Below are 26417 nucleotides of genomic sequence, written 5' to 3' on the forward strand. Positions count from 1 at the left end.
CGGTATCACCCACCATGCGGACCGGTAGTTCAGTTGGTTAGAATGCCGGCCTGTCACGCCGGAGGTCGCGGGTTCGAGTCCCGTCCGGTCCGCCATATCGACACTTACGAATTCTGCAAACCCCGAGCTCCGGCTCGGGGTTTTTGCTGTCAGCCCTCCTCGAACCATTCGATCAGTAGTGGGAATATCTCCTGCATCGCCTGCGGGTGGGTGAGCATATCGAGGTGGCCGTAATCGCGGTCGAGCCCCAGGTCGCGCCCCAGCGTCACTTGGCGCTGGCGGTGTGGGCCGCACTCGGCGGCGAAGCGTGCCACGTCATCCGGGTGGCCCAGCGCACGATCCGCTGCTCCGGCGATATGTAGCACCGGTGGCAGGCCGCCGTCGGCCAGTGCAGTGGCATAGTCGAAGCCGTCGCGGCGGTCGATCCAGGGCCTTGGGCGTACCCAGTCGGCGCCCTGGCGATGGCTGCCGGCATACTCGTCGTCGCTGCCCCAGCGCAGCGCCCGCGCCGGCAGGTAGCCGCACAGTCCCCTCGCCAGCGGCGCCAATCCCTTCCAGATCAGATCCACATAGAGCAGCCGCTGTGGCGTCCAGCTTTTCACGCTACGCTTGGTACCGAAGTAGGCCTGGCGGCCAATGCGATCGCGCAGCGCCGGAAAGCGTGCCAGGCTCGAGGCAAACAGCACCCCGCCCCAGGAGTGGGCGATCAGATGCAGTCGCTCGGCGCCGGAGAGCGCCAGGCAGGCCTCGATGGCAGCGGGGATCTCATCGACGATGACATCAGTCTGATCCAACGCAACGCCTCGGGCGGGCCGCGGCGGCGCCTCGCCGCGGCCGCGCTGGTCGGCGACGAATACCTCGTAGCCCTGGCGCGCCAGCCATGGGGCCAGGCCCTTGCCCGAGCGGCTGTGAAAGATACGCCCCGACTCGATGGCGCCATGCCAGCACAGCACGCAGCCGCGCGGTGTCCCCGCCGGGCGGAAGCGGGTGAGGTGTATGGCGCCCTGCTCGAGGGGCACCGAGTGGCGTTCAACGGGGGTGACGGCAAGGTCGGACATGCGGGCTCCTTGGCGATGGCGGAATGCCGTTACGGCCTTGGTCGGGATTGAGTCCCTGGGCGGTTCGTCTACACTCTACCGCAGAACTATCATACAGTTGTTTGAATCTTGCCGAAAATGAGGCAGCCACCGTGACCGACTATCCACACCTGTTCCGTCCCCTCACCATAGGCAGTGTGACGCTGCCCAATCGCGTGCTGATGGGCTCCATGCACACCAATCTCGAGGAGGCGCCCGACGGTTTTGCGCGCCTCGCCGCCTTCTATGCCGAGCGCGCCCGCGCCAGGGTGGGGCTGATCGTTACCGGCGGCATCGCACCCAATCCCGAAGGTGCGGTGTTCCAAGGTGCCGCCCAACTGACCAGTGGCGAGGAGGCCGAGCGTCACCGGCCGGTGGTCGAGGCGGTGCACGCCGAGGGCGGGCGGCTGTGCCTACAGATCCTGCATGCCGGGCGCTACGCCTACTCGCCCGAGCTGGTGGCCCCCTCGGCGCTGCAGGCACCGATCAACCCGTTCATGCCGCGGGCCCTCTCCGCTGACGAGGTCGAGCAGCAGATCGACGACTATGTGCGCTGCGCCACGCTGGCTCGCGAGGCGGGCTATGACGGGGTCGAGGTGATGGGCTCCGAAGGCTACCTGATCAATCAGTTCCTGTGTCGGCGCACCAACCAGCGCGACGACGCCTGGGGCGGCAGCTTCGACAATCGCATGCGCTTCCCGGTGGAGATCGTGCGCCGGATTCGCGCCGCCCTGGGAGAGGACTTCCTGATCATCTTCCGACTCTCGATGATCGATCTGGTCGAAGAGGGCAGCAGCTGGGACGAGATCGTGACCCTGGGGCGCGCTATCGAGGCCGCTGGCGCCAGCCTGATCAATACCGGTATCGGCTGGCACGAGGCGCGGGTGCCGACCATCGTCACCAGCGTGCCGCGAGCAGCCTTTACCGACGTCACGCGGCGCATGAAGGAGGCGCTGTCGATTCCGATGATTGCCACCAACCGTATCAATATGCCGGAAGTGGCCGAGAGCGTGCTGGCCGACGGCCATGCCGACATGGTCTCCATGGCGCGCCCCTTCCTCGCCGACCCCGAGTGGGTGGCCAAGGCCGCCGGGGGGCGCAGCGCCGAGATCAACACCTGCATTGCCTGCAACCAGGCGTGCCTGGATCACACCTTCCAGGGCAAGCTGACCTCGTGCCTGGTCAACCCCCGCGCCTGCCATGAGACTGAGCTGGTCATCGAACCCGCTGCCGAACCGCGCGATATCGCGGTAGTCGGCGGCGGGCCCGCCGGGCTCGCCACTGCAGTGACCGCGGCCAGCCGCGGCCACCGGGTCACGCTGTTCGAGCGCGCCGCTGAGCTCGGCGGCCAGTTCAACCATGCGCGTAAGATTCCCGGCAAGGAGGAGTTCGACGAAACCCTGCGCTACTACAAGGTGATGCTCGACAAGCATCGCGTGCGGGTCCGCCTCAACTGCGAGGCCGACCCGTATGCGCTGCGCGATTTCGACGCGGTCGTGCTGGCCAGTGGCGTACGGCCGCGGCGTCTCGAACTGCCGGGCAGCGACCACCCCAAGGTGATGAGCTATGCCACGGCGATCACCCACCCCGAGCGGGTCGGTCGGCGGGTAGCGATCATCGGCGCCGGCGGTATCGGCTTCGACGTCGCCGAGCTGCTGACCCACGCCGATCATCCCGCGCTGAACCGCGATGCCTGGTGCGATGAGTGGGGGGTCGACCTGGGCGTCGCCGAGCGCGGCGGGCTCAAGCCGCGCCAGCGCCCCGAGGTGCCGCGCCAGGTGTACTTGCTACAGCGCAAGGCCTCCAAGCCGGGCAAGCACCTGGGCACGACCACCGGCTGGGTGCACCGTGCCGCGCTCAAGCAGCGCGGTGTCGAGAGCCTGGCCGGCTGCGAGTACCTGGGCATCGACGACGCTGGCCTGCATATCCGCCACGACGGTGAGCCGCGCCTGCTCGAGGTCGATAGCGTGGTGGTGTGTGCCGGGCAGGAGTCGGTGCGTGAACTGTTGGCACCGCTGCAGGCGGCCGGTGTGGCGGTGGAGATCATCGGTGGCGCTGATGAAGCCGCCGAACTGGATGCCAAGCGCGCCATCGATCAGGGGACGCGGCTGGCGGCGCGGCTCTAGGCGTCGGCGTAGCAGGCCATTGAGCCGGCCAGCAGCAGGGCGATCAAATCGGCCTGGCGGTGGGTGTCGGTCTTCTGGAACAGGTTGCGCAAGTGAAAGGCCACGGTGGTGGTGGCGATCGACAGCCGTTCGGCGATCTCCTCGGTGCGCCAGCCCTCGGCCAGCGCCACGGCGATGCGTGCCTCGCCGGGCGTCAGGCCGAACAGGCTGGCCAGCATTTGCTGGGAGAGCTGGCCGCGGTGCTCGGGGTCGGCCAGCATTATCACTACCGAAGGGGCCGTGACCATCGCCGTATCGGGATGAGGGAGCGAACAGGCCAGCAACAGCAGGTCACGGCGTTCGCCGGGGCGCGGCAGGCGTAGGCAGCGGGTCGTGTCCTCACCTGCCTGGCTAGCGGCCAGGGCGTCGTCGAGCATCTTCTTCAGGGTCCTGGAGTCACGCTTGCCGAGCGCCATCAAGGAGTCGTCCAGGCGCAGGCCATTCTGCTCACAGACCAGTTGCTGGGCCTGACGGTTGGCGAATAGGTGCTTGCCGTCGTGGTCGAGCAGCACCATGCCCGGTGCCACCAGGTCCAGCGCACGGGTGGCAGCGCCGAAGGCCTGCTGGGAGATCTCGTGGCGCAGTTGGCCCATGGCCCGGCGCAACTCATCGATTTCCTCGTGGGCCTTATGACGCATGCGCCGCACCTGACGCAGGCGGGCATCGACGGTGGCCAGCAGCAGGTCGAAATCCACCGGTTTGACCAGGTAGTCATCGGCGCCGAGACGCTTGCCGTCGATGATTTCGCTAGGACCGGAGAGGGCGGTGAGAAACACGAAAGGCGTATCGGCAAGGTCGGGTCGGCGTTGGCGGATGTCCTCGAGTATGCGGTAGCCGTTATGCCCCGGCATGTTGATATCGCACAGGATCAGATCGGGAGCCGCCTGCTCGAGCTGACGCATTGCCTCGTCGCCGTCGGCGGCTTCGATCACGCCGTAGCCGGCTTCCTTGAGCTCTTCGCAGATGTCGTGACGCAGGTCGTGTTGATCCTCGGCGCATAGGATCAGCGGCGATCGCGGGGCCGTGGTGGGTGTCATTGAGCCTCTCCCGTTTCAATAGCGGCCGTATCGGCATGCGGCAGTAGCAAGCGGAAGGTGGTGCCTGTGCCGGGGCGCGAATGGACGTCGATGTCGCCATGCTGGATGCGTGCCAGATGACGGGCGATATTGAGCCCCAGTCCGATGCCAGGCTGGTCGGTGGCATTGGAGGAGCGGAAGAAACGTGCGAACAGCTGCGCTTGATCCGCTGCGTCGATGCCGCGGCCGTAATCGCGAACGGCACAGTAGATGCCCGCCTCGTCATGCCCCAGGCAGACCTCGACGGCGCTGTCATCGGGCGAATACTTGAGGGCATTGGAGAGCAGGTTGGTGAGGATCTGCTCGACCAGCACGGGATCGCAGTAGGCCATGATCGGCGCGTCATCGCTGGGGCTCAGGTGGATGCGCGATGTGCCGCTGGCTTCGCCATGCAGGCGACAGCATTGCTCCGCCAGTTGGCGCAGGTCGCAGCGAGTCGAAGCGGCTTCGATCTGGCCGCCATCCAGGCGGGCGGCGGTCAGCGAGCTGCCTACCAGACGCGTCATGTGAGCGACCGCGTCGCGCAGGCGTCGGTAGCGTTGCTGTCGCTCCTCGCCACCCAGGCGCTCGCCGCGCCGCTGCAGGCGCTGCAGGCCGGAGTCGATCACCGCCAGCGGAGTGCGGAACTGGTGCGAGACCATGGCCGCGAAGCTGCGGTAGAAGTCGCTGACGCCGCGTTCGCGCTGCAGGGCGCGTTGCAGCGCCTCGGTGGCCTGCTTGTAAGGTGTGATATCGGCCAGCCGCATGACATGACCTCCATCGCGGCTAGCGCTCATGGTCAGCTGCAACCAGCCCAGCTCGGGGATATGCAGGTCGCAGCGTAGCGTACGTTCGCGAGGATCGTTGGCGGCGTCCTCCAATTCGCCGTTATCGTCGCACTCACGGAGTACCGCCAGGGCGTGTTCGAGGGAGCACCCCAGGGTAAGTGCGCGACTGGCCTCGGGCAGCATCTGGATCAGCTTGGGATTGACCAATGCCAGCCGTCCATCGGTATCGAAGGCGGCAAAGGCGTCCGGTGCCGTATCGATGGCAGCGGCCACGCGATGTCGCGCCGCCTCGAGATCCTGGGTGCGACGTTCCACTTCGACTTCCAACTGGTCGCGATGCTCGGCCAGCGCCTGTTGGGCGGCGCGGCGCTGACGCAGCGCACTAATGAGCAAATAGCCCAGGGCCAACCCGCAGAGCATCAGTCCCACCACCGACGCGATCACCTGCAGGGTGCTGTCGCGGTGCCGGTCGAGGCGTTCACCGGTGGTTTCCCACTCCTCGACCATCACGGCATTGGCAATGCGGTTGAGATCTTGCATCAATGGCTTGAGCTCGGCATGGATGCTATCGGCCACCGCCACTGCGTCTGACGCGATGGCGTCGAGTTGCGGTTCGATGGCCGCCAGGCGTTCGAAGGCGTCATCGACCCGTTCGGCGAACCCCAGCGCCGCCAGGTAGCGACGCTGAGGCCCCTCATCGAGCAATACCAGCCGGCTGGTCAGCACGTCATAACGGAGTGCCGGCCGGGCGGACGGGTCACCCAGCGTGAGGCGATGCACTTCTTCATCGAGCCGGTGGCTGGCCACCTGCGCCTGGGTGATAACCCACAGCATGTTTTCGCTGACGTTGCTGCGCATGTCCTGCTCGACCTGGATCAATCGCACCAGGGAGAACGTCAGCAGTCCGGCGAAGGCGACCATCGCCAGGGCCGGCAGGGCATAGGCCGGGCGGCGGCGCCAGACCATCAGCGAATCTCGAGTCGTTCGAGCTGCCACACCCACCGGTAGTCGTAGCGGATGTCCTGTAGCTCGCTGTGGTCGTCACGCGGGTAGACGATCCACAGCGGCCCCTTGTCCCGGGGGGTGAGCGTTTCGCCGTCCATGGTGTCGGCCAGCAGTACATCGTAATCGTGAAAATCCTGCATGGGGATGTCGATGATGTAGTCGTTCAGCGCCGTGGCGACGACTTCATCTCCCTGAGCGCCGACGGCATCGAGCAGGTCGCGCATCAGGACCCCTTCGAAGTGGCTGACGCCATCGGTGACAACGGTTGTCGTATCCAGCGTCTGGCGGGGCAGGCTGGCGAACAGGCTGCGGTCGATGTGCGCCTCCTCGCCAACATTGGGGGTGGCGATATCGCCGCTGACGCGGAGTAGAGGTGTGGTGTCGGGAGGCGGGAGTGCGGCGGCTGCGACAGGCAAGGCGATGCCTGCCAGCAGCCCAGCGGCACGCAGGCGAAAGGAGACGGCGGTAATGTCGGAGTCGTCGCGCGCTAGCATGATGGCCTCATATGGCGATGGGGGTAGGGTCACCATAGCGAATATTGTGACTCTCATCTTCCGGTGACGCCTGCGATCTGTCCCCGTCTGAATGAACGGGGGAAGCCTTGATGGTGTGCACTAGGCTGGGGTCAGACAAAAACAGCAGGGGAATCAGGATGCGAGTCGCAGGCCGAGCGGGTGTGGCGCTGCTGGCACTGGTAGTGGCGCAGGGTGTCGATGCTTATCCGCAAATGACGTTCTCACAAGAACCTAATGACACGCCTGAGCAAGCCCAGTCGGTTAGCGGCGAGGCGAGGCTGGTCGGCGAGGTATCCGGCGATGATCGTGACCTGTTCTGGTGGGGGCTGGATGACAACGACACCGACCGGGTGTGGCAGATCGAACTGCAGGGGGATACCGAGGCAGCCATCAAGGCGCGGTTCTCCTGGCCCGCCGAGGAAGAGGCGTCGGCGCCGAGTGGGGTCGCCCAGTTCGGTGAGGCAGAGCCCGAGGAGGCCGCCGCCGTGGAGACACGACTGCTGTCCCTCGAAGCCAGTGCATCCCAGCCCAGGCAGCGTCTCCAGCAGCTGATAGTTCCGCCAGGAGAGCACCTTATCAGCTTACTGCCCCAGGCGGCGGGGGGCGAGTACCAGCTGGCCCTGACCGAAGCCGGACGTTTGCGGGTGCGTGGCCAGGTGGGGCCCGACGAAGCAGATGACCTGGAGGTGACGCCGGATCGACAGTGGTTCTTCCATCTCGATGTGCCAGAGCACGAGATCCCCCTGCGGCCGGAAGAGGATGCCGAGGCGCTGCTATGGCGGCTCGAGCTGCTGGGTGAACTGGGCGTATCGCTGGACGCCTGGATCGAGAATGACGCCGGTGAGCGGATTGCCGAGGTACAGGCGGATTCACCGGTGCAGCACCACTGGGGGCAGTTGGATCTTGCCGGGGACGTTCGCCTGCACCTGCGCAACCCTGAGGGGAGCGCGATTGGTCGGGTCGGGCTGGCGCTGATCGAGGATGGTCAACGCCCCGCGCCTGCTGCGGATGAGCAAGACGTCGTGGCGGGCGAGGCCGCGTCGGAGGAGGAGGCACGGTGGTTCGGGCTTGGCGAGACGATGGCGCTGGAGCTGGTGCCGCGCGAGCGCCAGTACCTGGCCTTCTCCCTGGATGAGTCGGCGGTGGGTCAGCGCCTGGATGTGGTGGGCGACACGGATCGCGATATCGAGGTCTGCCTGAGCCAGCGCGATGACCGTGACCCGGTGTGTCGGGATGGGCCAGCCGAGGCGCTGTTCGATCAGATGCAGCTTGCAGCAGGGGACTACCTGCTGCAGCTGCGACTGTCGCGGCGGGCCGATGACCCGATACCCACCCAGGTGCGGCTGATCGAGACGGACTTGCCCGATCGGGAAGGCTGGGTGGATACCCCCAACGACGATCGCGACTGGGCTGCGGTGCTCAGGGCTGATGAGGTCCGCCAGGGCCGTTTCGCGGGGGCAGATACCGCCTGGTTCGAGCTCCTGGTCAGCGATGAGACTCAGGTCTGGGCGTTCCAGGCCGAAGGCGATCCCATCGAACGCCTGGCGCTCTACCATGATGGCGATCGTCGCCCCTTTCTCGACAGTGAGCAGTCCCGGCGCGGGGACCCGCTGCCGCAGCGGCGGTTAAGCCCGGTGCGTCTGCTGCCGGGGCGCTATCAGGTGCGCCTCGAAGGAGAAAACAGCGATTATCGTCTCGAGGCCCTGCCCCTGGGAGAGCCCCAGCCGGGCCGCGAGATGGAGCCCAACGACGAGCCGGAGGATGCCAATCCGCTATGGTTGGGCGCCTCCGTCGAGGGGCATTTCCACAGCGAGGATGATGAAGACCACTTCCACTTTCATCTGCCCGGCGCCAACCGGCTGGTGCTGGATGTCGAGCCACCGGCAGACGGGACGCTCGAGGCCCGGCTGTTCTGGCAGGGGGACGAGCTGCTGCGCACCCTCGACCTGGAGGAGGCCACGCGGATCAGTCGGATGCTGCCCCCCGGCGACTATGTCCTGCGACTCGAGGGGGAGTCGCCTGCGCAAGCGTCCTACACCGTTCGACTCGGCATCGGCGATCCCTGGCACCATCAGGGGGCGATCGGGTTTGCGCAGGACGTTGAGCAGGCGCCTCTGGTCCCCGAGGATGGCATCATCGATGCCGAGATGGGGGGCGTGGATGATACCGAGGGCTATCTGCGACTGCCCGTTACCGAGCAGCCGCGCACCCTGCATGTAGAGGCGCGGCGTCCTGGGGATCGACTGCGTTTCGTGGATGCCGCGGGCAGTGAGCTCGAGATCGAGGAGACTGACGAACGGCATCGTCATGCCGTGACCCTACCCGGGGGGGAGCAGTGGTATCTCCGGGCCTCACTGGGTCGTCGTCTTAGCAGCCTGACCCTGGAAGATCCAGCGCAGCCGTATAGACCGGACACGGCGCCCATCGAGATCGAGCTGGACAGCGAGAGCCGGCAAGTGGCGCCTTTCCAGCCGCACGCTCAGCGCATCGAGACCCGCCTGACAATCAGCCATCAGGATGAGACACCCCTGGAACTGCCGTTGAAAGCCCACGCCAGCCAGGCTGGCTGGTCGCTTGAGGGGCTGCCTGAATCCCTCACGCTGGAGGGCGGAGAGGAGCGCCAACTGACCCTGACCTGGACGCTGCCCCCCGAGCTGCTGGAGAGTGATCCGCCGTCGCTGTTCGTAGCGGTGGGGGAGCATACGGCGCGCCATGATCTGGACATCGATCCGTCGGCCGCTGCCCTGGATCCACAGCCGGTTGCCAGCGTGCCCGAGCCGCTCGACGGCAAGGTGGATCTGGCCTGGGAGGGGCTGGGTGCGTACTTCGTCGACACCGATAACGATGCGTTGGACAGCGACCTGGGTGGCATCGCCCGCGGGGGGAACTTCCTGATCGATGGTATGGCCAGTGCGGGCAGCTCCATCGAAGTCGATGCCGACCCGGGCGAGCCCCTGCCACCGATTCGTCTGGCCGGTGACGGGGGCCACGTGCATGGCCTGGCCTTCAATCAGCGCTCGCTGCATGCGCACAGCTATCGCTGGCAAGCGGTCGAGATCTCGCTGGGCGAGTCCCTTGATGATCTGCAGGTGGTGACGACCCTGGAGCTGGACAGCCGCGACGGCGAGCAGTTTTTCGCCTTCGATGAGCCGCTGGCGGCACGCTATGTGCAGCTGCGGCCGCTGTCGATATTTCTTGCCGACGGTGAGCGTCGGCGCTCTCGCCACGGCAGTGGCGAGCTGCGGGTGCTGGGGGAGCCTGGCGGGGAACTGGCCGAACGGCATCACGACCTGCTGGACCGCGACTTGGGCGGGCACTGGCTCTATACCCTGCCGGATATCGATCGCCTCTACGGCTTCCAGGGACAGCGCTACAGCCATCGCGGGTTGATGGGCGAGCGGCGCGCGAGTCGCGGCCAGCGCATCAACGGCGAGCGTATCGAGATGGTTTTCGCCTTTCTCCAGCAGCGAGCGGCGCGTATCGATGAGCTGCGCTGGATCGAGAACCTCGACTGGGACGGCCTGCCGGTGGAGGAGGTGGCGGTGTACTCCGCGATGGAATCACCGGTAGGGCCTTGGAAGCACCAGGCCGACTGGAGCCTCTCGCGTGACGCTGAGGGTGTGGCGACCCTGGTGCTATCCGACGCACCGCAGGTGCGCTACCTGCGTCTGGTCTTCGACGAGCCGGCCGTGCCGGAAGACGAGCGTCGGGCCAGTTGGCGAATTCCCGAAGCGCTGCAGGCACTCGAGGCAGACGCCCTGGGCAGCGGTCGCTCGATTCTCGGTCACTGGGGGCTGGATAGTCCCCGCGGCCCGCGGGAGGCGGAGCAACAGGATGGCCAGGTGCAGGCGCCTGAGGTCGAGGACCTCGATAGCCACGCCGAGGCCCCCTATGCCCTCGCCGAACGGGTCGTGGGGAGGGTCGACGAGCCCGGGGATACGCGTCACTACACCCTGACGCTCGAGGCGCCGGATAACACCCTGGCGTTTGAACTGGAAGAGCCGGCGCGCGATCGGCTGCGGGCCACCTTGCATGGCCCGCAAGGTGAGATCGTGCCGCTCGACTGGTCAGCGGCCGGCAGCGGACGCCGCCAGGCCGAGGCGGTGGATATTCCGCAAGGCGAGTATCGCCTCACGGTCACCGAGCCGCCGCGCTCCATCGTCTTCCTGTGGGATGGCAGCGGCAGCCTGTCCACTCACCAACCGGCGATTTACCAGGCGCTGAACCGCTTTGCCGAGAGCTTGGCGCCCGACAAGGAAGTCTTCAACATGCTGCCGTTGGGCGGCCCCCTGCTGATCGATGGCTGGGCCACCCAACCCGACCAAGTGGCCCAGACCCTTGCGGCCTATGACGGTACTTTCAGTAGTTCGAACTCGGAGCCGGCGCTGGCCCTGGCCAGCCGCGCGCTGGCGCAGCGCGAAGGGCAGCGGGCGATCTTCCTGATCACCGACGCCGAACAGACCGGTCGTGACCTGGCGGCCTGGGAGCCGCTTTCCGAGATTCGGCCGCGGATCTTCAGCCTGGAGATCACCCATGGCTCACGCAAGGACACTGAAGAGAACCGCTGGTACCAGAATCAGATGCTGAGCTGGGCCCAGGTGGCGGATGGTCGTTATCGCTATGCCGTCGACCGCACCGACCTGATTCGCGGTTTTGAGGCCGGCATGCGCGAGCTGCGCCAGCCCAGCGAGTTCATGCTGGCGGTGGAGCAGCGCTACCAGGAACCGCCTGAGCCGGGCAGCCTGGCGGTGGTCAACGCCGACTCGGCGCAGCCGGCGGTAGCCGGCGGTGTGGTGCACCTGATCTTCGACGCCTCGGGCTCGATGCTGCGCCAGATGCAAGGTGGGCGGCGCATCGAGGTGGCGCGGCGCATCGTCCAGCAGACCCTCGACGAACGCATTCCCGAGGAGGTGCCGGTGGCCCTGCGCGCCTACGGGCATACCCAACCCCACAGCTGCGAGACCGAGCTGCTGGTGTCGCCCAGTGCCGGCAATCACGACGAGGTGCGCGACGTCATGGCGGACATCCAGGCCATCAACCTGGCGCGTACGCCGCTGGCGGCCTCCATCGACGCGGTGCTTGATGACCTCGACGGCTACCAGGACCAGCCGCGGCTGGTGGTGATGCTCACCGACGGCGAGGAGACCTGCGACGGTGACGTGGCCGCGTCAGTCGATGCGCTGATCGAGGAGGGCGTCGATGTGCGCCTGAATATCGTCGGCTTTCATATCGACGAGATAGGCCTGCAGGCCGAGTTCGAGCGCTTCGCCGCCCAGGGCGGCGGGGAATACTTCGACAGCCACGACGGCGACGAGCTGATAGAAGGGCTCGCTCAGGCGCTGGCCGCCACCTGGCGGGTGCTCGACGCCGAAGGCGACGAGGTCGCGCTGGGACGCGTGGATGACGACCCCGTTGAGCTGGACGCGGGCGAGTATGAGCTGGTGGTGGAAACCCAGGCGGGTGAGCAGCGTCGGGCATTCAGCGTGGGAGCGAATCAGCACAAGACATTGGAGGTGGGGCGTGATGAGTAGGCTAGCCCTGTTGGGCCTCTCGCTGACGCTGGCGCCGATGGCCTCGGCAGCGATGATGTGCCCGGGTGCGCCCGGCATGAGCGAGAGCGACCAGCGCTATCTCGAACAGCGGGTGTTGAACCTCGACCGCAACGTGCGCGACGCCTACCAGGAACTGCCCTGGGAGAACCTCAGGGTGAGCGATGCTCAGCAGGCGGTGGGGAATCACCCCGATGCGCTCTTTGCCTGGGTGCGCGACGAGACCCGCTGGCTGCCCTATGCCGGAGAGCTGCGCGGGGCTCACGGGGTGATGCAGGATCGTATGGGCTCCAGTCTGGATCGTGCCCTGCTGCTGGCGGCGCTGATGGAGGAGGCCGGTCACACGGTGCGTCTGGCCCGCACCGCGCTGTCGGACGATGCGCTCGTACGGCTCGAGTCGGCTTGGTCCAATGAGCCGGTGGCCTGGCGGCCGGACGGCGCCGTCGAGATGGACCTGTCCAGTGCCTCTGTCGCGGCACTGGCCGAGCGGCTCGAGAGCGACCCCGGAGAGCTGGCCGAATCGTTGCTTGAGCAGCGGGCGTCGGCCGACGCACGGCAGACACGGCTGTTGGCCGACGGCCGACGCCAGGCCGAGGCGCTGACGGCGCTGCTGGATGGCTCCCTGGCGGCCGCCGACGCCTCGCAGGCTGTCCCGGCGGACCACTGGTGGGTGCAGCGACGCACCGACGACGGCTGGTTGGACTACGATCCGGCCCTCCCCGGGCATTCCGAGGGAGATCGTCTGATTGAGACGGGCGACGTCGAGCGTCACTATCCCGAGGCGCTTCCCGAGGATGCACGCCACTGGCTGACCATCGAAGTGGTGGCCGAGCAGCTCGAGGGCGATCGGCTAAACGAGACGGTGGCCTTCGCGCACCGGATGCCTGCCGCCGAGCTGCTGGGGCGGCAGCTGCACCTGGAGCTCTACCCCATGGAGATGCCGTCGCCCCAGTCGCTGCTTGACGCAAGCGTTGATCTCGATGCCTTGCCGCAGGCCCTGTTTGATCAGGAGCAGTGGGTACCCTACCTGCGCCTGGGCGACAGCCTCGAGCGCCAGGACGCCATCATGGCCGACGGCAGCGTGGTCGAGCTTGGCTCGGATGCCTCCATTGCCGGCGCCTTCGGCGAGGCCGGCAGTGCCCTGGGCGAAGTGAGCGTCGGCGGTTTGAGCGCCGGGGCGGCGGATACCCCGCCGGAGCTGACTGCGGTGATGGCGCGTTTCCACACCGAGGCGCCGGGCCGCAAGACAGATACCGTCGAACGTCCGGTGATGGATCTGATCGGTCCCGCACGGCGCAGCGCGGGTGTCGAGACCTTCGACGTCGACGATGCGCTCCGCGAGCAGCGCGCGGTCGAGTTGTTGAGCACCCTGGAGGTGCTCGGCCAGACGACCTGGGTGCAACCGGCCCAGCTGGCCGCCTGGCACTACGAGGGACTGATGGACAATCGCCAGGCGGCCCTGGCCGGGACCTACCTCGGCGCCCGGGGCGATGACAGTTTTATCGGCGAAGCCCTGGAATCGCGCAGCACCCGTCGCTTGGTGCTGGATCAGCTTGCCGCCATGCGACTGGCCTACAGCCCCTATCCCGAGCGAGTCGCGCTGACGCGACTCAATCTGCTGGGCTACGTGACGCTGATGGAGTTCGAGGCGGGCGAGCACCGGCGCCGCGAGGGCTTCGACATCCTCGACAATCGCGTCGCAGTGCCCGACGGCGAGGCGGTGGCGGAGACACGAATCGCTCAGGGGGCGCTGGACACCCTGCTGGAGGCCGAGCTGGCGGTGGAGAAGCGCGCCGCCCTGGGCAACACCGCCCAGGCCTTCCTGCATGACCTCGACGAAGGAGCCGAGTGGCGGCACGTCGTGAGCCTGGACGGCCTGCTGGAACTCGATTGGCAGCCGCACCCCGACCTCGAGGCGCACTTCGCAGCGCGTTTGGACCAGGGGCAGGCACTGCTTCTGCCCGACGCGCCGGCACGTGATGATGCGCAGACCTGGTGGGAGCTCGATCCCGCCACCGGCGACCTGCTGGGCTACGGGAGAGATCGCCGTGGTCAGTTCGTCGAGGGGATCCTGACCCTGATGAGTGCCGGCGACAACGCCATGGGCGCGGTGGGCATGGTGCAGAGCATCTGGGACTGCCTGTTTACCGCCAGCGATCCGCTGTGCTGCACCCAGGACGCCGCCGCCCAGGAGATGATCAGCAGCGCCGTCAGCGCCGGCCTGGGCGGTCTCGCCGAGGCCCATGACATCAATATCGTCATTGGGCGAGAGCTGGTGTCCGGGGGCGCCTTCGACCGGCTCAACTCGGCTGGCATCAGCCAGGCAGCTGGCGACGTGGCCGACGCCGGATCCGAATTCATCGTCGATTCCTGGGGCCGCTGCAACTGAGGAGATGCCAATGAATCAGCCACTCACGCGTAAGGCCGCACTCGGCATGGCGGGGCTGCTGGCCTTGCTCGGCCTGGGGGCGGCGACGCCGGCGGCGGCCCAATCGCCCTGCGCCGAGGTGGTGCGGGAGGGGCTGCCCGCCCTGGGCTGCAACCGTGCCTTCACCCTGCACGTCAAGGACATCGCCTTCAGCGACGAGCTGAACGGCCAGGCGCCGCCGCCCGGGCAGCGCTGGGCCACACTGGACGTACGTTTCGACAGCTGGATGCCCAGCGACCTGGTGTTCGGCCTGGGCTATCCCGAGCCATTGCTGGTGGCCTCGCTGGAGCGCCAGCTCTACCTGCTGGTGGATGACCGGCAGGTGGTGCGGCCGACCCTGACGGACGGTTCGGCCCTGGAGGATGAGTTCGTGCTGCCCCGGGCGGGGGCCCAGCGCCAGGGGGAGGTCGCATTCGCCGTGCCCGACGAGACGCTGTCGCAGCTGTCGCTGCACTACTACCACGACCAGTACGCGCCCATCGTGGTGCCGTTGCTGGGCGAGCGCGCCGACCCCGATGAGGGGCGCAACGCGGCGAGTTGGCAGGCGAGCCATGATCTTCTGTCGCTGGGCGTTCACGGCGTCGGCCGTCATGACCGCTGGCAGGGTGAGGTGTCGCCCGAGGGGATGCAGTGGCTGGTGGTGGACCTGCGCGGCCAAGGGGAGTGGCGCACGCCGGTGGATGCCCGGGCGCTGGAAGCGTCGGCCGAGCCCGATGCCGAGGCCGCGCTGCGACGCGTCATGGAGTATATCGAGGCGCCGGGACTGCTGCAGGCGGTGGTGGACGGTCGCCACGCCTATGTGCGTGACCTCGAGCTCAGCAACCTGGCGGATGATCCGGCGCTGCTGCCCGATGCCTGGGCCGGCGGCGAGGCGGTATTCCCGATACCCGATGACGCCGAGCACATCGAGCTGGTGGCCTATATGCCCCAGTTTGGCGGTACCGGTATCTCCTCCGAGATTCGCCCGGCGCTGCGCTTTGCACTGGAGGACGGCGAGCGCGAGCCGGACGCCGAACCGCGAGAGATGATAGAGGACGGTCCGATCCGCTTTCGGGTCCATGACCTGGTGCTGCATGACGCTTTCGCCGGCCACGTCGCCGAGGAGGGGGAGACGCTGGTCCGGATCGAGGCGGCGATGGCCAACCAGGGCGAGGTTGGCGGCATGATGGAAGTCGGCCACCGCTTGAGCCCGCGTGTGCCAGAGGGAGAGCTGCTGGGCGTCTACCAGGCCGGTCCATTGCCGCAGCCGGACCCCTTCTGGCTGCCGGCCGACGATGAGCCGCGTCACTTCCAGCTGCTCTATCGCTATCCCGCGGACGTCGAGACGCTCGAGTTCGAGTATGGCGGCGTCGCCGTCGTCGAAACGCTGTCGCTGCCGATGTCCCACTGAGCGGAATCAAGGCTCTCCGATGCAGGAGGTGAGGATGTTTCATCGATGGTCAGGTGTCTCTGATGTCCAGCGGCGGGGGTGGCGCTATGTCATTGCCCTTGGCCTGGCGGTGAGCGCCTCGTTGGCCTGGGCACAAGACGGTGGCTCGCCGGACTGGTCGGCCGCCGACATGCAGCATGAGCTCGAGCTGGAGGCGAGCGTTACCCAACTGGCGTTCTCTCCCGACGGGGCGCTTCTGGCCAGCGCCACCGAGTCGTCACTCAAGGTGTGGGACCTGGCGTCTGGCAGGCTCAAGCACCGGCTGGATGGCCATCGCTCCCCGGAGGTGGACCGCGCGCTGCCCGTCACCGGCCTGGCGTTCAGTCCCGATGGCAGTCTCCTGGCGAGTACCAGCTGGAACCCCGGCGTAATGCCCGATGCCTCGCTCAAGCTCTGGGACCCGGCAACCGGTGAACCGCGCCAGGCCCTGGCGGGTGGGCAGGGGTGTCGGGAAGTCGCCTTCTCGGCCACGGGGGACAGTGTATGGGCAGCCTGCGGCCGCGACGTGCAGCGCTACTCGCTGGAGACGGGCGGTGTGGCTGAGCGCGCCGAGCACTTCCCCAGTGGGCTGTTGCCCCAGGGGGACGCGGAGGCGGCGGCCGCTGAGCTGCCGATGCCCAGGCAGGGCCCCGCCACTGCGCTCGCTTTGAGTGAGGAGGGCATGCGACTGGCCTGGGCCGGCCAGCCGCCCACCTATCCCATGCCGATCCTGCGTGTTTGGCAGGCCGAGATGGCCGCCGAGGCGGACTATCTCGTCCTCGACCTTCCCGGCGTGACCACCACGCATGATCCCGTGGCCCTGGCCCGGGACCACTACAGCAGGGAGCTGCCCAACCCCGTGACCGAGGAGCGTATCGAGCAGTGGATGCGGGACTCGGGCGAGGTGCGCGTCATGCTCACTCTGAACAACCTGAAGGACGATGCCTCTCGGGCCTGGCGCTATCGGCTGACCTTCACGCCGCGGGAGGATGGCCGCTGGGAGCTGGTGCGGATAGAGCGCAAGCACCAGTGCCGGCGTGGGCCCACCGAGCCGGATGAGTGGACGACCCGACCCTGTGTCTAGTGGCCATGGCGGAACACTGCCGGGACGATCCAGTGGCCCCGTTCGTATGAAGGGGGCCACGGGGTCGATGCCCGTCTAGTCTGTCGGTACCTGATGATCTGCTCATACGCTAGGGGGACCCATGTGGGACTTTCGGATCGGTCAGTCTCTGGGGCTGATGGCCAAGACGCTACCTTTTATCCTATTTCGGCTGGCCGTCTATTTCGGCGTGGCGCTGGCCTATGTGTTGATGACCGGCGTTGGCGCCGGGGTCGGCTGGGGCATCGGCGGCTTCGGCGATGAGGGCTTCCGTGCCGCCAGCACCTTCTGGGGCGGCGTCGCCGGCTTCGGCATCGTCGGGGTCGTCATGTACGTACTGCGTGAGTATCTGCTCTACATGGTCAAGGCCGGGCATATTGCCGTGCTGGTGGAACTGCTCGACGGCCAGTCGCTGCCCCAGGGACGTAGCCAGATCCAGCATGCCACGGCATCGGTCAAGGAACGCTTTGGCCAGGCCAGCGCCCTATTCGCCGTGGACCAATTGATCAAGGGGGTGCTGCGTGTCCTCACCGGCCTGGTCCGTGGCATTTTCGGCTTGCTGCCGATTCCCGGCGCGCGCCAGTTTCTGCGGCTGCTGCAGATGTTTCTGCGCATCGCGGTGGGCTTCATCGACGAGGTGATCCTCGCCTATAGCTTTCGCACCCGGGCCGACAATCCCTGGGGAGCGTCTCGGGACGGTCTGGTGCTGTACGGCCAGAACCTCAAGCCGATGTTCAAGAATGCTGCCTGGCTGGCGCTGATCGTCTACGGGCTCTCCTTCGTCATCTTCCTGATCATGTTGGCGCCGGCGGCCCTGGTGGCCTATCTGATTCCCGGCGGCTGGTCGGCGACGGGGGTGGTGGTGGCGCTGCTGTTCGCCTGGAGCGTCAAGGTGGCGGTGCTCGAGCCTTTCGCCATCACCTGCATGATGCAGGCCTACTTCAAGACCATCGAGGGGCAGACCCCTGATCCCGAGTGGGAAGCCAAGCTGGATGGCCTCTCTGCCAAGTTCCGCAAGCTCAAGGGCAAGGCCGGCGAGGCGGCAGCGACCAGCGGCCATGCGCAGGGGGCCGAAGCCACACATTAGTAGCGCTGAGTGGGCCGGTAGCAAGTGAATAACACCGATGCGGCTAGGAGTTAAACGGACATGATCCAATTGAACAGTGGCCTCTGGCGGGTAGGCGTGCTTGTCGCCAGTCTGGGCTTGTTGGCGGGGTGCGATGACGCGTCCAATGCCCAGCAAGCAGGGAATGAAGCCGACACCTCCGGCGCTGGCAGCGGCGAGCTGGCAGGTTTGCTGGAGAGTGTGCCGAGCGGCGAGTCGACGCTGTCAATCAGCGGTGCCGCCACCTCCACGGGGGAATACACCACGGCGGATGACCCGCGCTACGGCGGGGTCAGCAACGATAACTTCCGGCCCGCCCGAGGGGGCGGGGCTTCCCGCCGGGGTAGCAATGCCGAGGGGCCCTACGCTATCTCAATTTATACCGACGCCACACACGAGGACGATCCCGACAATGTCGTGCGTGCCTGGGTGTCGCTGGTACTGCCCGAAGGCGCCGAGGCGGGTAACCGCTATCAGGTGGCGAGTTTTTCCGATGCCGATGACGATCAGGCCCAGGCCCATGTCCGGGGCGATGGCATGGCCTGGACCTTCTCGCGCCAGGTCTCGGGCAGCGTCTACCTGGATGAGTACGGAGAACACGTCAGTGCGGCTTGGCAATTGGAGGCCGCCGATGGGCGTGGCGAAGATGCAAGCCGAGTGGCGAGCGAGGGGGCGGTCAAGGATCTCCCGCTGACGCTGCAGTCCGAGGTGGACTATGAGATGACCGTCAACGGCGAAACCGAGTCCAGGTTTGCCCGGGCCAACAGCCGCGATAACATGCTGAACATGGGCAACGGGGTCTACTTCTACCTGCCTTCGGGCGCATCCGCCGGCAGTTATCCGGTCCAGGCAGGTCGCGATGATGATGCCGTGCGGGTCCGGTTCACCCAGCATGAGGTCGATGAGGTCAGCGGCGAGCTGACGCTGGTGGCCAACGGCGAGCGCTTCGACGCCGAGTTCAGCATCGATGCCAGCGGCGAAGATGATGTGCACCTGGCGGGTAACCTGCGCTGGTTGGCGTTGGAAGATGAATAGCCCAGTGACCTGCTTGGTTGCTGCGTTGAAATGCCACATGAAGGAGGAAAGCCACCATGGATAACAAACGCACGCTTGGTATTGCGCTCTTGGGCAGCGTCCTGACGCTGCCGGTCACCGCGACGGCGCTGGCCGATGAGGTGGTCGAGCAGATCGAACTGGGCCTCGAGCGCTATCAGGAAGAGGACTATGGTGGCGCCATCGCCGAGCTGGAATTCGCTATCAGCGATATCCGCAGCCTGGTATCCGGCCGCATCGCCGAGACGTTTCCCGAGCCCCCGTCGGGCTGGAGCGCCGAGCAGGCCCAGTCAGCCGGAGGCGGCGGGGCAGCCGCCTTGCTGGGGGGCGGTGGCGCCATAGTCGAGCGCCAATATCGCCAGGAGGGCGGTGACGGCCAGATGGAAGCGACACTGATGGTCGACAATCCCATGGTTCAGGGCATGGCGGCGATGTTCAACAATCCCGCACTGATTGCAGCCCAGCCCGAGCTCGAGCGCGAGCGCATGGGGCGCGAGACGGCCATCGTCAAGTGGGAAGCTGATCGCGCCCGGGCCGAGGTCTCCCTGCTGTTGGATAGCCGCATCCTGTTGCAGGTGAACGGGCAGAACCTGGACGCTCCGGACGTTGCGATAGAGCTGCTGCGTGACTGGGACCTCGACGCTGTGCGTGAGCAGGCTGCACGCTGAGGCCGCCGAGCGCTCGCCACGCTACGATGCAACGAACCGCACATTACGCCGGGGGCATCCCCGGCGATTCCTGCCTTCTGCAGTACAAGTCCCGCATACGATCAACGTTATTCAACGAACTTGCTCGAGGAAACGCGCTCTGAGGGGTAACGGGCCCTGTCGAGGCGATTAGCGTTGAATCGGCGGAGGCTGTGTCCATCCAGCGCCGTCTAATTCTGTCTACGCTGATAGAGTCACCTCGACCGGCATGAGGTTCGACGCCGCCGCCGAGGGTCCGCGCTTAAGGAGGCTTCGATGAGCATCTTCGATCATGTGCAGAACCGCTACGAACGCGTTCAGCAGGAAGAGATCAGCCTGCAGGAATACTTGGAACTGTGTCGCAGCGAGCCCACCGCCTATGCCACTGCCGCCGAGCGGATGCTGGTGGCCATCGGCGAGCCCGAGGTGATCGATACCGCCAAGGACTCCCGGCTGTCGCGGATCTTTTCCAATAAGGTGATCCGCCGCTACCCGGCGTTCTCCGAGTTCTACGGCATGGAGGAAGCGATCGAGCAGATCGTCGCCTATTTCCGCCACGCGGCTCAGGGCCTAGAGGAGCGCAAGCAGATCCTCTACCTGCTAGGGCCGGTAGGGGGGGGCAAGTCGTCGCTGGCCGAGCGCCTCAAGCTGCTGATGGAGCGGGTGCCCTTCTATGCCATCAAGGGCTCGCCGGTGTTCGAATCGCCGCTGGGGCTGTTCTCTCCCGAAGAGGACGGTGAGCTGCTCGAGAAGGAGTACGGCATTCCGCGGCGCTACCTGAAAAGCGTGATGTCGCCCTGGGCGGCGAAGCGGCTCAAGGAGTACGGTGGCGATATCTCGCAGTTCAAGGTGGTCAGGCTCTACCCGTCGCGGCTCAACCAGGTCGCGATCTCCAAGACCGAGCCCGGCGACGAGAACAACCAGGACATCTCCTCGCTGGTGGGCAAGGTGGACATTCGCCAGCTCGAGCTCTACTCCCAGGATGACCCGGATGCCTACAGCTTCTCCGGCGGGTTGTGCAAGGCCAACCAGGGGCTGATGGAGTTCATCGAGATGTTCAAGGCACCGATCAAGGTGCTGCATCCGCTGCTGACCGCCACCCAGGAGGGCAACTACAACCCCACCGAGGGCATGGGCGCGATTCCCTTCGACGGGGTGGTGCTGGCCCACTCCAACGAGAGCGAGTGGCAGACCTTCCGTAACAATCGCAACAACGAGGCCTTCCTCGACCGCGTCTATATCGTCAAGGTGCCCTACTGCCTGCGCGTCACGGAAGAGATCAACATCTACAAGAAGCTGCTCGAACACTCATCGCTCAACCAGGCGCCCTGCGCGCCGGACACCCTGCGCATGTTGGCGCAGTTCTCGGTGCTCTCAAGGCTCAAGGAACCCGAGAACTCCAGCGTCTACTCCAAGATGCGCGTCTACGACGGCGAGAATCTCAAGGACACCGATCCCAAGGCCAAGTCGATCCAGGAGTATCGCGACTCGGCGGGCGTCGACGAGGGCATGGACGGGCTCTCGACCCGCTTCGCCTTCAAGATCCTCTCCAAGGTGTTCAACTTCGACAACCACGAGATCGCCGCCAACCCGGTGCACCTGCTCTACGTGCTCGAGCAGCGCCTCGAGCAGGAGCAGCTGCCCAAGGAGGCCCACGAGCGCTACCTGCGCTATATCAAGGAGTACCTGGCGCCACGCTACGTCGACTTCATCGGCAAGGAGATTCAGACCGCCTATCTCGAGTCCTACTCCGAGTACGGCCAGAACATCTTCGACCGCTACGTCACCTATGCCGACTTCTGGATTCAGGACCAGGAGTACCGCGACCCCGAGACCGGCGAGCTGTTCAATCGTCAGTCGCTCAACGAGGAGCTGGAGAAAATCGAGAAGCCGGCGGGGATCTCCAATCCCAAGGATTTCCGCCATGAAGTGGTCAACTTCGTGCTGAGGGCACGTGCCCAGAACAACGGCATGAACCCCAGCTGGCAGTCCTACGAGAAGCTGCGCGGTGTGATCGAGCACAAGATGTTCGCCAACACCGAGGAGCTGCTGCCGGTGATCTCGTTCAACGCCAAGGCCTCGACCGCGGACCAGAAGAAGCATGAGGACTTCGTCGCGCGCATGGTCGACCGCGGTTACACCGAGAAGCAGGTGCGGCTGCTCTCCGAGTGGTACCTGCGGGTTCGCAAGTCGCAGTAGGCTGAAAGCGCCGAACTGCGGCTACCAAAACGAGCGGCGCCGGGGACAGGCCGTAGAGAGGGTCTTTTGCCATGGATGGCAAAAGTAGCGTATAGGGACATATTGACAGCGCCCTCTCAAAGGCCTGTCGCCGGATCAGCCACGAAAATGGGCTGCGAGGTGAGTGGCATGACCTATTTCATCGATCGACGAGCCAACGCCAAGCACAAGAGCGCGGTCAATCGGCAGCGCTTTCTCGACCGTTACCGCACGCATATCAAGCGTTCGGTAGAGGAGGCCGTCAACCGCCGTTCGATCACCGACATGGAGCGCGGTGAGAATATTTCGATCCCTTCTCGCGATATCTCGGAGCCGGTGTTCCAGCACGGTCAGGGCGGCAAGCGCAGTATCGTCGCGCCTGGCAACAAGGAGTTCGTCGAGGGCGATCGGCTGCGTCGTCCGGGCGGGGGTGGAGGCGGCGGCGCCGGTGAAGGCAACGCCTCCAATCAGGGCGAGGGCATGGATGAGTTCGCCTTCAGCCTGACCCGTGAGGAGTTTCTCGACTTCGTGTTCGACGGCCTCGAGCTGCCGCACCTGGAGCGCAAGCAGCTGATGGACCTCGAGGAGGTGCGCCCGATACGCGCCGGGATCTCCCGCGACGGCGTGCCGGCGCGTATCAATATCGTACGCTCGATGCGCGAGGCTCAGGCCCGGCGCATCGCCATGCGTGCGCCGATTCGCCGCGCCCTGCGCGAGGCACTGGAAGCGTTAGAAGCCGAGGAGCGCAAGGATGCGGTATTGCGCAATCCGACGCGCATCAACGAGCTCAAGGCCGAGATCGAGCGGCTCGAGAAGCGGCTCGAGGCGGTGCCCTTCATCGACACCTACGACCTGCGCTACAACAACCTCACCAATCAGCCGCAGCCCTCCAACAAGGCAGTGATGTTCTGCATCATGGATGTATCGGGGTCGATGACCCAGGCCCACAAGGACATCGCCAAACGTTTCTTTCTGCTGCTCTACCTGTTCCTGGAGCGTAACTACGAGAAGGTCGAGCTGGTCTTCGTACGCCATCACACCGCGGCCAAGGAGGTCGACGAGGAGGAGTTCTTCTACTCCCGTGAGACCGGCGGCACCATCGTCTCCAGTGCCCTGACGCTGGTCGACGAGATCATCGCCGACCGCTACCCGCCAGGGCAGTGGAACCTCTACGTGGCCCAGGCCTCGGACGGCGACAACTGGGATGACGACTCCACTACCTGCCGCGATCTGCTGCTCAAGTCGCTGATGCCGCGGTTGCAATATTTCACCTACGTCGAGATCACCCCCCACGCCCATCAGGCGCTATGGGAGGAGTACGAGACGGTGGCGGCGCGTTTCCCGTCGCGCTTCGCCATGCGTCAGATCGTCGAAGGCAACGATATCTATCCGGTATTCCGCGAACTGTTCAGGCGTCGTGAAGAGGCCTGACGGCATAGCGGGGAGGACAGTGCATGACATTACGCAAGCCGATTGCCAGCGGGTCCGACTGGAACTTCGACGTGCTCGATACCTTCGAGCGGGAGATCGCCAAGCTGGCCGACGAGTATCGCCTCGATACCTATCCCAATCAGATCGAGGTGATCACCTCCGAGCAGATGATGGATGCCTACGCCAGCGTGGGCATGCCGGTGGGCTACCATCATTGGTCGTTCGGCAAGCAGTTTCTGGCCGTTGAGCAGGCCTATCGACGCGGCCAGATGGGGTTGGCCTATGAACTGGTGATCAACTCCGACCCCTGCATCGCCTATCTGATGGAGGAGAACACCCTGATGATGCAGGTGTTGGTCATGGCACACGCCTGCTATGGCCACAACTCCTTCTTCAAGGGCAACTACCTGTTTCGCACCTGGACCGATGCCTCCTCGATCATCGATTACCTGGTATTTGCGCGTAAATACGTTGCCGAGTGCGAGGAGCGCTATGGCGTGCAGGCGGTGGAGCAGCTGCTCGACGCCTGCCATGCGCTGCAAAACTACGGCGTCGATCGCTACAAGCGTCCCTCGCCGATCTCGGCCGCCGAAGAGGCCCAGCGCCAGAAGGAGCGCGAGGCTTACCTGCAGGCCCAGGTCAACACCCTGTGGCGGACCATTCCCAATCTCGGCGAAAGTCAGGCCGAGGAGGCGCTACCCGACGACGATGACCCCCTTGGTCTGCATCACCACCAGCGCTACCCGCCGGAGCCCCAGGAGAACCTGCTCTACTTCATCGAAAAGAATGCGCCGCTGCTGGCACCCTGGCAGCGCGAGATCGTACGCATCGTGCGCAAACTAGCGCAGTATTTCTATCCCCAGCGCCAGACTCAGGTGATGAACGAGGGGTGGGCAACGTTCTGGCACTATACCCTGATGCATCGCATGTTCGACGACGGCCTGGTAGATGAGGGGCTGATGCTCGAGTTCCTGCAATCGCACACCGCGGTGGTCAATCAGCCCGGCTTCGATAGTCCCTACTACAGTGGCATCAACCCCTATGCGCTGGGGTTCGCCATGTTCTGCGACATCAAGCGCATCTGCGAGACGCCCACCGACGAGGATCGAGAGTGGTTCCCCGACACGGCCGGCAGCGACTGGCTGGAGACGCTGCACTTCGCGATGCGCAACTTCAAGGATGAATCCTTCATCCAGCAGTTCCTGTCACCCAAGGTGATTCGCGACCTCAAGCTGTTCAACGTGATCGATGACGACCAGGAAGAGATGCTCGAGGTCAGCGCCATCCACGATGAGCGCGGCTACCTCAGGGTGCGCGAGGCGTTGTCGGTGCAGTACGCCCTCTCGGTGCGCGAGCCTAATATCCAGGTCTACTCTGCCGATATCCGCGGCGATCGCTCGTTGACCCTGCGTCATATCCAGGATCGGCGCCGGCCGTTGGCCAAGAGCGTCTATCCGGTGATGCGCCATCTGCATCAGCTATGGGGCTTTGCGGTGCGTCTGGAGTCAGTGGAAGACGGCGAGGTGGTGCGTCGCTATCAGTGGCCGCTGCCAGACGAGAGTCGTCGCGAATCGGCCTGAGTCGGTATGCAAAGGCGAACATGAAGAACGCCGCGCTAGGCGGCGTTCCGGTCGGCTGATGGGAACGTCGATCAGCCCTGCATCTCGACCCAGGACTGGCACCAGCCAGCGGGCTCGACGCTGTTTTCCGGGAACAGCGAGCAGCCTTCATTGGCTTCGGTATAGAACATGCAGTTGTCGCAGCGCTCGCCCTCTTCGTAGGCGGGGTGATCGCTGGCATCGCTGGCGTCTTCGACGTAGTTGAGGGCCTCGGCCTCAGGGGCGTCCGGGTCCAGACGCGGCAGGCTGTCGGCGAAAGCGCTCTTCGACAGAATACCCGCGCCCAGCGGCAGGGCGGCCATGCCCAGCAGACTGTTACGCATGAAGTCACGACGACTCTGGTTAGCCATGGTATCTCCTTATCATCCTTTTGGGGGTTTCGCGTGCCCTGCCAAGGGCCTCGAAGACTCCCTTCACGGTCTTCACGGTTGACGATGGCGACCCTGGGTCGGCCATGCTCGGGCGGTATTCCGCCTCTGGTGTGGGGTCAGCGTTGGCTGCCCCTCTGTGTGCGCGCCTCGAATCTTGCGCGAGACTAGCGCTATCCTACAACGAGCGAGCCCGTCATCGGCCAGCTTATGACAGCGGCCACGTCGTGCAGTTCGCTCCATGCTAGTGCATCTGTCCGGCGATTCGCGAATCTGCGTCGAGATGTCGCGCCAGCCGCAGTGTCATGCAACATCAGCACAAGGAGACGTCATGCGGTATACCCAGTTCGCCTCGCCATTGGGCGAGATCCTGCTGGCCGGCGATGAGCGAGGCCTGGCGCGTCTGGTGCTACTCGACGGCGAAGCGAGCCTTGAGGTCGACGAGGAGTGGCAGCGCGACGATGACGGTTTTGACGCCGCGCGTGAGCAGGTGCTGGCCTATCTTGACGGGCGCCGGCGTAGCTTCAGCCTTGCGCTTTCGCCCCAGGGCAGTGATTTCCAGCGCCAGGTGTGGGCGGCCCTGCTGCGTATCCCTTACGGCGAGACGCGCACCTACGGTGAACTGGCCAGGCGGCTGGGGCGTGACGGGGCGGCCCGTGCGATTGGCGCGGCCAGCGGTGCCAATCCGCTACCGCTGCTGATTCCCTGCCACCGCGTCGTGGCCGCCGACGGCATGGGGGGCTATAGCGGCGGTGCAGCGCTGAAGGCCCGACTGCTGGGGTTGGAGTCTCCACCGTGACGTCGGCGCGTTTGGCGCCCGAGGCGGGGCTGGGGTAGGGTGTATGAC

Annotated in this window: 17 protein-coding genes and 1 tRNA gene; 13 read left to right on the top strand and 5 right to left on the bottom strand. The window is 65.7% G+C overall.

All coding sequences use genetic code 11. The features are described from left to right. Window positions 1–18 precede the first annotated feature (18 nt). A tRNA-Asp gene (locus BLT16_RS11780) sits at window positions 19–95 on the top strand. Between the two features lie 54 nt (window positions 96–149). Here BLT16_RS11780 and BLT16_RS11785 read toward each other — a convergent pair. Next, window positions 150–1058, bottom strand: a complete 909-nt coding sequence (locus BLT16_RS11785) for an alpha/beta fold hydrolase (RefSeq protein ID WP_089658708.1) — start codon at window positions 1056–1058, stop codon at window positions 150–152. Window positions 1059–1189: 131 nt separating this feature from the next. Here BLT16_RS11785 and BLT16_RS11790 point away from each other — a divergent pair, with 131 nt between their 5' ends. Further along, a complete protein-coding gene (locus tag BLT16_RS11790) occupies window positions 1190–3202 on the top strand; it encodes an NADPH-dependent 2,4-dienoyl-CoA reductase (protein ID WP_245701619.1) in 2013 nt (670 codons plus the stop codon). On the opposite strand, the gene BLT16_RS11795 is transcribed toward BLT16_RS11790, so the two are convergent. Genes BLT16_RS11795 through BLT16_RS11805 form a run of 3 tightly spaced genes read right to left on the bottom strand, consistent with a single transcriptional unit; the run spans window position 3199 to window position 6583 of the window. Continuing rightward, entirely contained in the window at window positions 3199–4278 is a 1080-nt protein-coding gene (locus BLT16_RS11795) for a response regulator (protein WP_089658710.1), read from the bottom strand. The genes BLT16_RS11790 and BLT16_RS11795 overlap by 4 nt on opposite strands. Continuing rightward, window positions 4275–6050 (bottom strand): sensor histidine kinase, encoded by a 1776-nt coding sequence (locus BLT16_RS11800; protein WP_218124443.1) that lies wholly within the window; start codon window positions 6048–6050, stop codon window positions 4275–4277. The genes BLT16_RS11795 and BLT16_RS11800 overlap by 4 nt, the downstream gene beginning before the upstream one ends. Beyond that, the gene (locus tag BLT16_RS11805) at window positions 6050–6583 is read right to left on the bottom strand and encodes a putative pterin-binding protein (RefSeq protein ID WP_089658711.1); all 534 of its coding nucleotides are present in this window, start codon (window positions 6581–6583) and stop codon (window positions 6050–6052) included. The genes BLT16_RS11800 and BLT16_RS11805 overlap by 1 nt, the downstream gene beginning before the upstream one ends. A 158-nt stretch (window positions 6584–6741) precedes the next feature. Here BLT16_RS11805 and BLT16_RS11810 point away from each other — a divergent pair, with 158 nt between their 5' ends. The 10 genes from BLT16_RS11810 (at window position 6742) to BLT16_RS11850 (ending at window position 25163) form a co-directional block, all read left to right on the top strand. After that, on the top strand, window positions 6742–12135 hold the full coding sequence (locus BLT16_RS11810) for a VWA domain-containing protein (RefSeq protein ID WP_176817225.1): 5394 nt from the start codon (window positions 6742–6744) through the stop codon (window positions 12133–12135). Continuing rightward, complete coding sequence (locus BLT16_RS11815; RefSeq protein WP_089658713.1) at window positions 12128–14542, top strand: hypothetical protein; 2415 nt, start codon at window positions 12128–12130, stop codon at window positions 14540–14542. The genes BLT16_RS11810 and BLT16_RS11815 overlap by 8 nt, the downstream gene beginning before the upstream one ends. A gap of 10 nt (window positions 14543–14552) precedes the next feature. After that, the gene (locus BLT16_RS20640; protein WP_143025066.1) at window positions 14553–15971 is read left to right on the top strand and encodes a hypothetical protein; all 1419 of its coding nucleotides are present in this window, start codon (window positions 14553–14555) and stop codon (window positions 15969–15971) included. Window positions 15972–16005: 34 nt separating this feature from the next. Further along, window positions 16006–17073 carry a WD40 repeat domain-containing protein gene (locus BLT16_RS11820; RefSeq protein ID WP_218124444.1) on the top strand — a complete coding sequence of 356 codons (1068 nt, stop codon included), beginning with the start codon at window positions 16006–16008 and terminating at the stop codon, window positions 17071–17073. A gap of 121 nt (window positions 17074–17194) precedes the next feature. Further along, window positions 17195–18178, top strand: a complete 984-nt coding sequence (locus BLT16_RS11825; RefSeq protein WP_089658715.1) for a hypothetical protein — start codon at window positions 17195–17197, stop codon at window positions 18176–18178. Between the two features lie 60 nt (window positions 18179–18238). Beyond that, window positions 18239–19231: a hypothetical protein gene (locus tag BLT16_RS11830; RefSeq protein WP_089658716.1), complete on the top strand. Its 993-nt coding sequence runs from the start codon at window positions 18239–18241 to the stop codon at window positions 19229–19231. A gap of 56 nt (window positions 19232–19287) precedes the next feature. After that, on the top strand, window positions 19288–19917 hold the full coding sequence (locus tag BLT16_RS11835; protein ID WP_089658717.1) for a hypothetical protein: 630 nt from the start codon (window positions 19288–19290) through the stop codon (window positions 19915–19917). 294 nt (window positions 19918–20211) lie between these two features. After that, entirely contained in the window at window positions 20212–22134 is a 1923-nt protein-coding gene (locus BLT16_RS11840; RefSeq protein WP_089658718.1) for a PrkA family serine protein kinase, read from the top strand. Between the two features lie 168 nt (window positions 22135–22302). After that, window positions 22303–23583: a YeaH/YhbH family protein gene (locus BLT16_RS11845; RefSeq protein WP_089658719.1), complete on the top strand. Its 1281-nt coding sequence runs from the start codon at window positions 22303–22305 to the stop codon at window positions 23581–23583. Between the two features lie 23 nt (window positions 23584–23606). Then, window positions 23607–25163, top strand: coding sequence for a SpoVR family protein (locus BLT16_RS11850; protein WP_089658720.1), 1557 nt, complete (start codon window positions 23607–23609; stop codon window positions 25161–25163). Between the two features lie 71 nt (window positions 25164–25234). Here BLT16_RS11850 and BLT16_RS11855 read toward each other — a convergent pair whose 3' ends face one another. Next, window positions 25235–25552 carry a high-potential iron-sulfur protein gene (locus tag BLT16_RS11855; protein WP_089658721.1) on the bottom strand — a complete coding sequence of 106 codons (318 nt, stop codon included), beginning with the start codon at window positions 25550–25552 and terminating at the stop codon, window positions 25235–25237. 349 nt (window positions 25553–25901) lie between these two features. Between BLT16_RS11855 and BLT16_RS11860 the strand changes: the two genes are divergently transcribed. Further along, window positions 25902–26369, top strand: coding sequence for a methylated-DNA--[protein]-cysteine S-methyltransferase (locus BLT16_RS11860; RefSeq protein ID WP_089658722.1), 468 nt, complete (start codon window positions 25902–25904; stop codon window positions 26367–26369). The last annotated feature ends 48 nt before the right edge of the window (window positions 26370–26417 follow it).

Origin of the sequence: Franzmannia pantelleriensis (assembly GCF_900102875.1) — a bacterium.
GTDB classification, from domain to species: Bacteria; Pseudomonadota; Gammaproteobacteria; order Pseudomonadales; family Halomonadaceae; genus Franzmannia; species Franzmannia pantelleriensis.

What these genes read in the sequence shown, in the direction of transcription:
- BLT16_RS11785 (WP_089658708.1), bottom strand. Translation starts at nt 1,058, where the DNA reads ATGTCCGACCTTGCCGTCACCCCCGTTGAACGCCACTCGGTGCCCCTC.
- BLT16_RS11795 (WP_089658710.1), bottom strand. Translation starts at nt 4,278, where the DNA reads ATGACACCCACCACGGCCCCGCGATCGCCGCTGATCCTATGCGCCGAG.
- BLT16_RS11800 (WP_218124443.1), bottom strand. Translation starts at nt 6,050, where the DNA reads ATGGTCTGGCGCCGCCGCCCGGCCTATGCCCTGCCGGCCCTGGCGATG.
- BLT16_RS11805 (WP_089658711.1), bottom strand. Translation starts at nt 6,583, where the DNA reads ATGCTAGCGCGCGACGACTCCGACATTACCGCCGTCTCCTTTCGCCTG.
- BLT16_RS11810 (WP_176817225.1), top strand. Translation starts at nt 6,742, where the DNA reads ATGCGAGTCGCAGGCCGAGCGGGTGTGGCGCTGCTGGCACTGGTAGTG.
- BLT16_RS11815 (WP_089658713.1), top strand. Translation starts at nt 12,128, where the DNA reads ATGAGTAGGCTAGCCCTGTTGGGCCTCTCGCTGACGCTGGCGCCGATG.
- BLT16_RS20640 (WP_143025066.1), top strand. Translation starts at nt 14,553, where the DNA reads ATGAATCAGCCACTCACGCGTAAGGCCGCACTCGGCATGGCGGGGCTG.
- BLT16_RS11820 (WP_218124444.1), top strand. Translation starts at nt 16,006, where the DNA reads ATGTTTCATCGATGGTCAGGTGTCTCTGATGTCCAGCGGCGGGGGTGG.
- BLT16_RS11825 (WP_089658715.1), top strand. Translation starts at nt 17,195, where the DNA reads ATGTGGGACTTTCGGATCGGTCAGTCTCTGGGGCTGATGGCCAAGACG.
- BLT16_RS11830 (WP_089658716.1), top strand. Translation starts at nt 18,239, where the DNA reads ATGATCCAATTGAACAGTGGCCTCTGGCGGGTAGGCGTGCTTGTCGCC.
- BLT16_RS11835 (WP_089658717.1), top strand. Translation starts at nt 19,288, where the DNA reads ATGGATAACAAACGCACGCTTGGTATTGCGCTCTTGGGCAGCGTCCTG.
- BLT16_RS11840 (WP_089658718.1), top strand. Translation starts at nt 20,212, where the DNA reads ATGAGCATCTTCGATCATGTGCAGAACCGCTACGAACGCGTTCAGCAG.
- BLT16_RS11845 (WP_089658719.1), top strand. Translation starts at nt 22,303, where the DNA reads ATGACCTATTTCATCGATCGACGAGCCAACGCCAAGCACAAGAGCGCG.
- BLT16_RS11850 (WP_089658720.1), top strand. Translation starts at nt 23,607, where the DNA reads ATGACATTACGCAAGCCGATTGCCAGCGGGTCCGACTGGAACTTCGAC.
- BLT16_RS11855 (WP_089658721.1), bottom strand. Translation starts at nt 25,552, where the DNA reads ATGGCTAACCAGAGTCGTCGTGACTTCATGCGTAACAGTCTGCTGGGC.
- BLT16_RS11860 (WP_089658722.1), top strand. Translation starts at nt 25,902, where the DNA reads ATGCGGTATACCCAGTTCGCCTCGCCATTGGGCGAGATCCTGCTGGCC.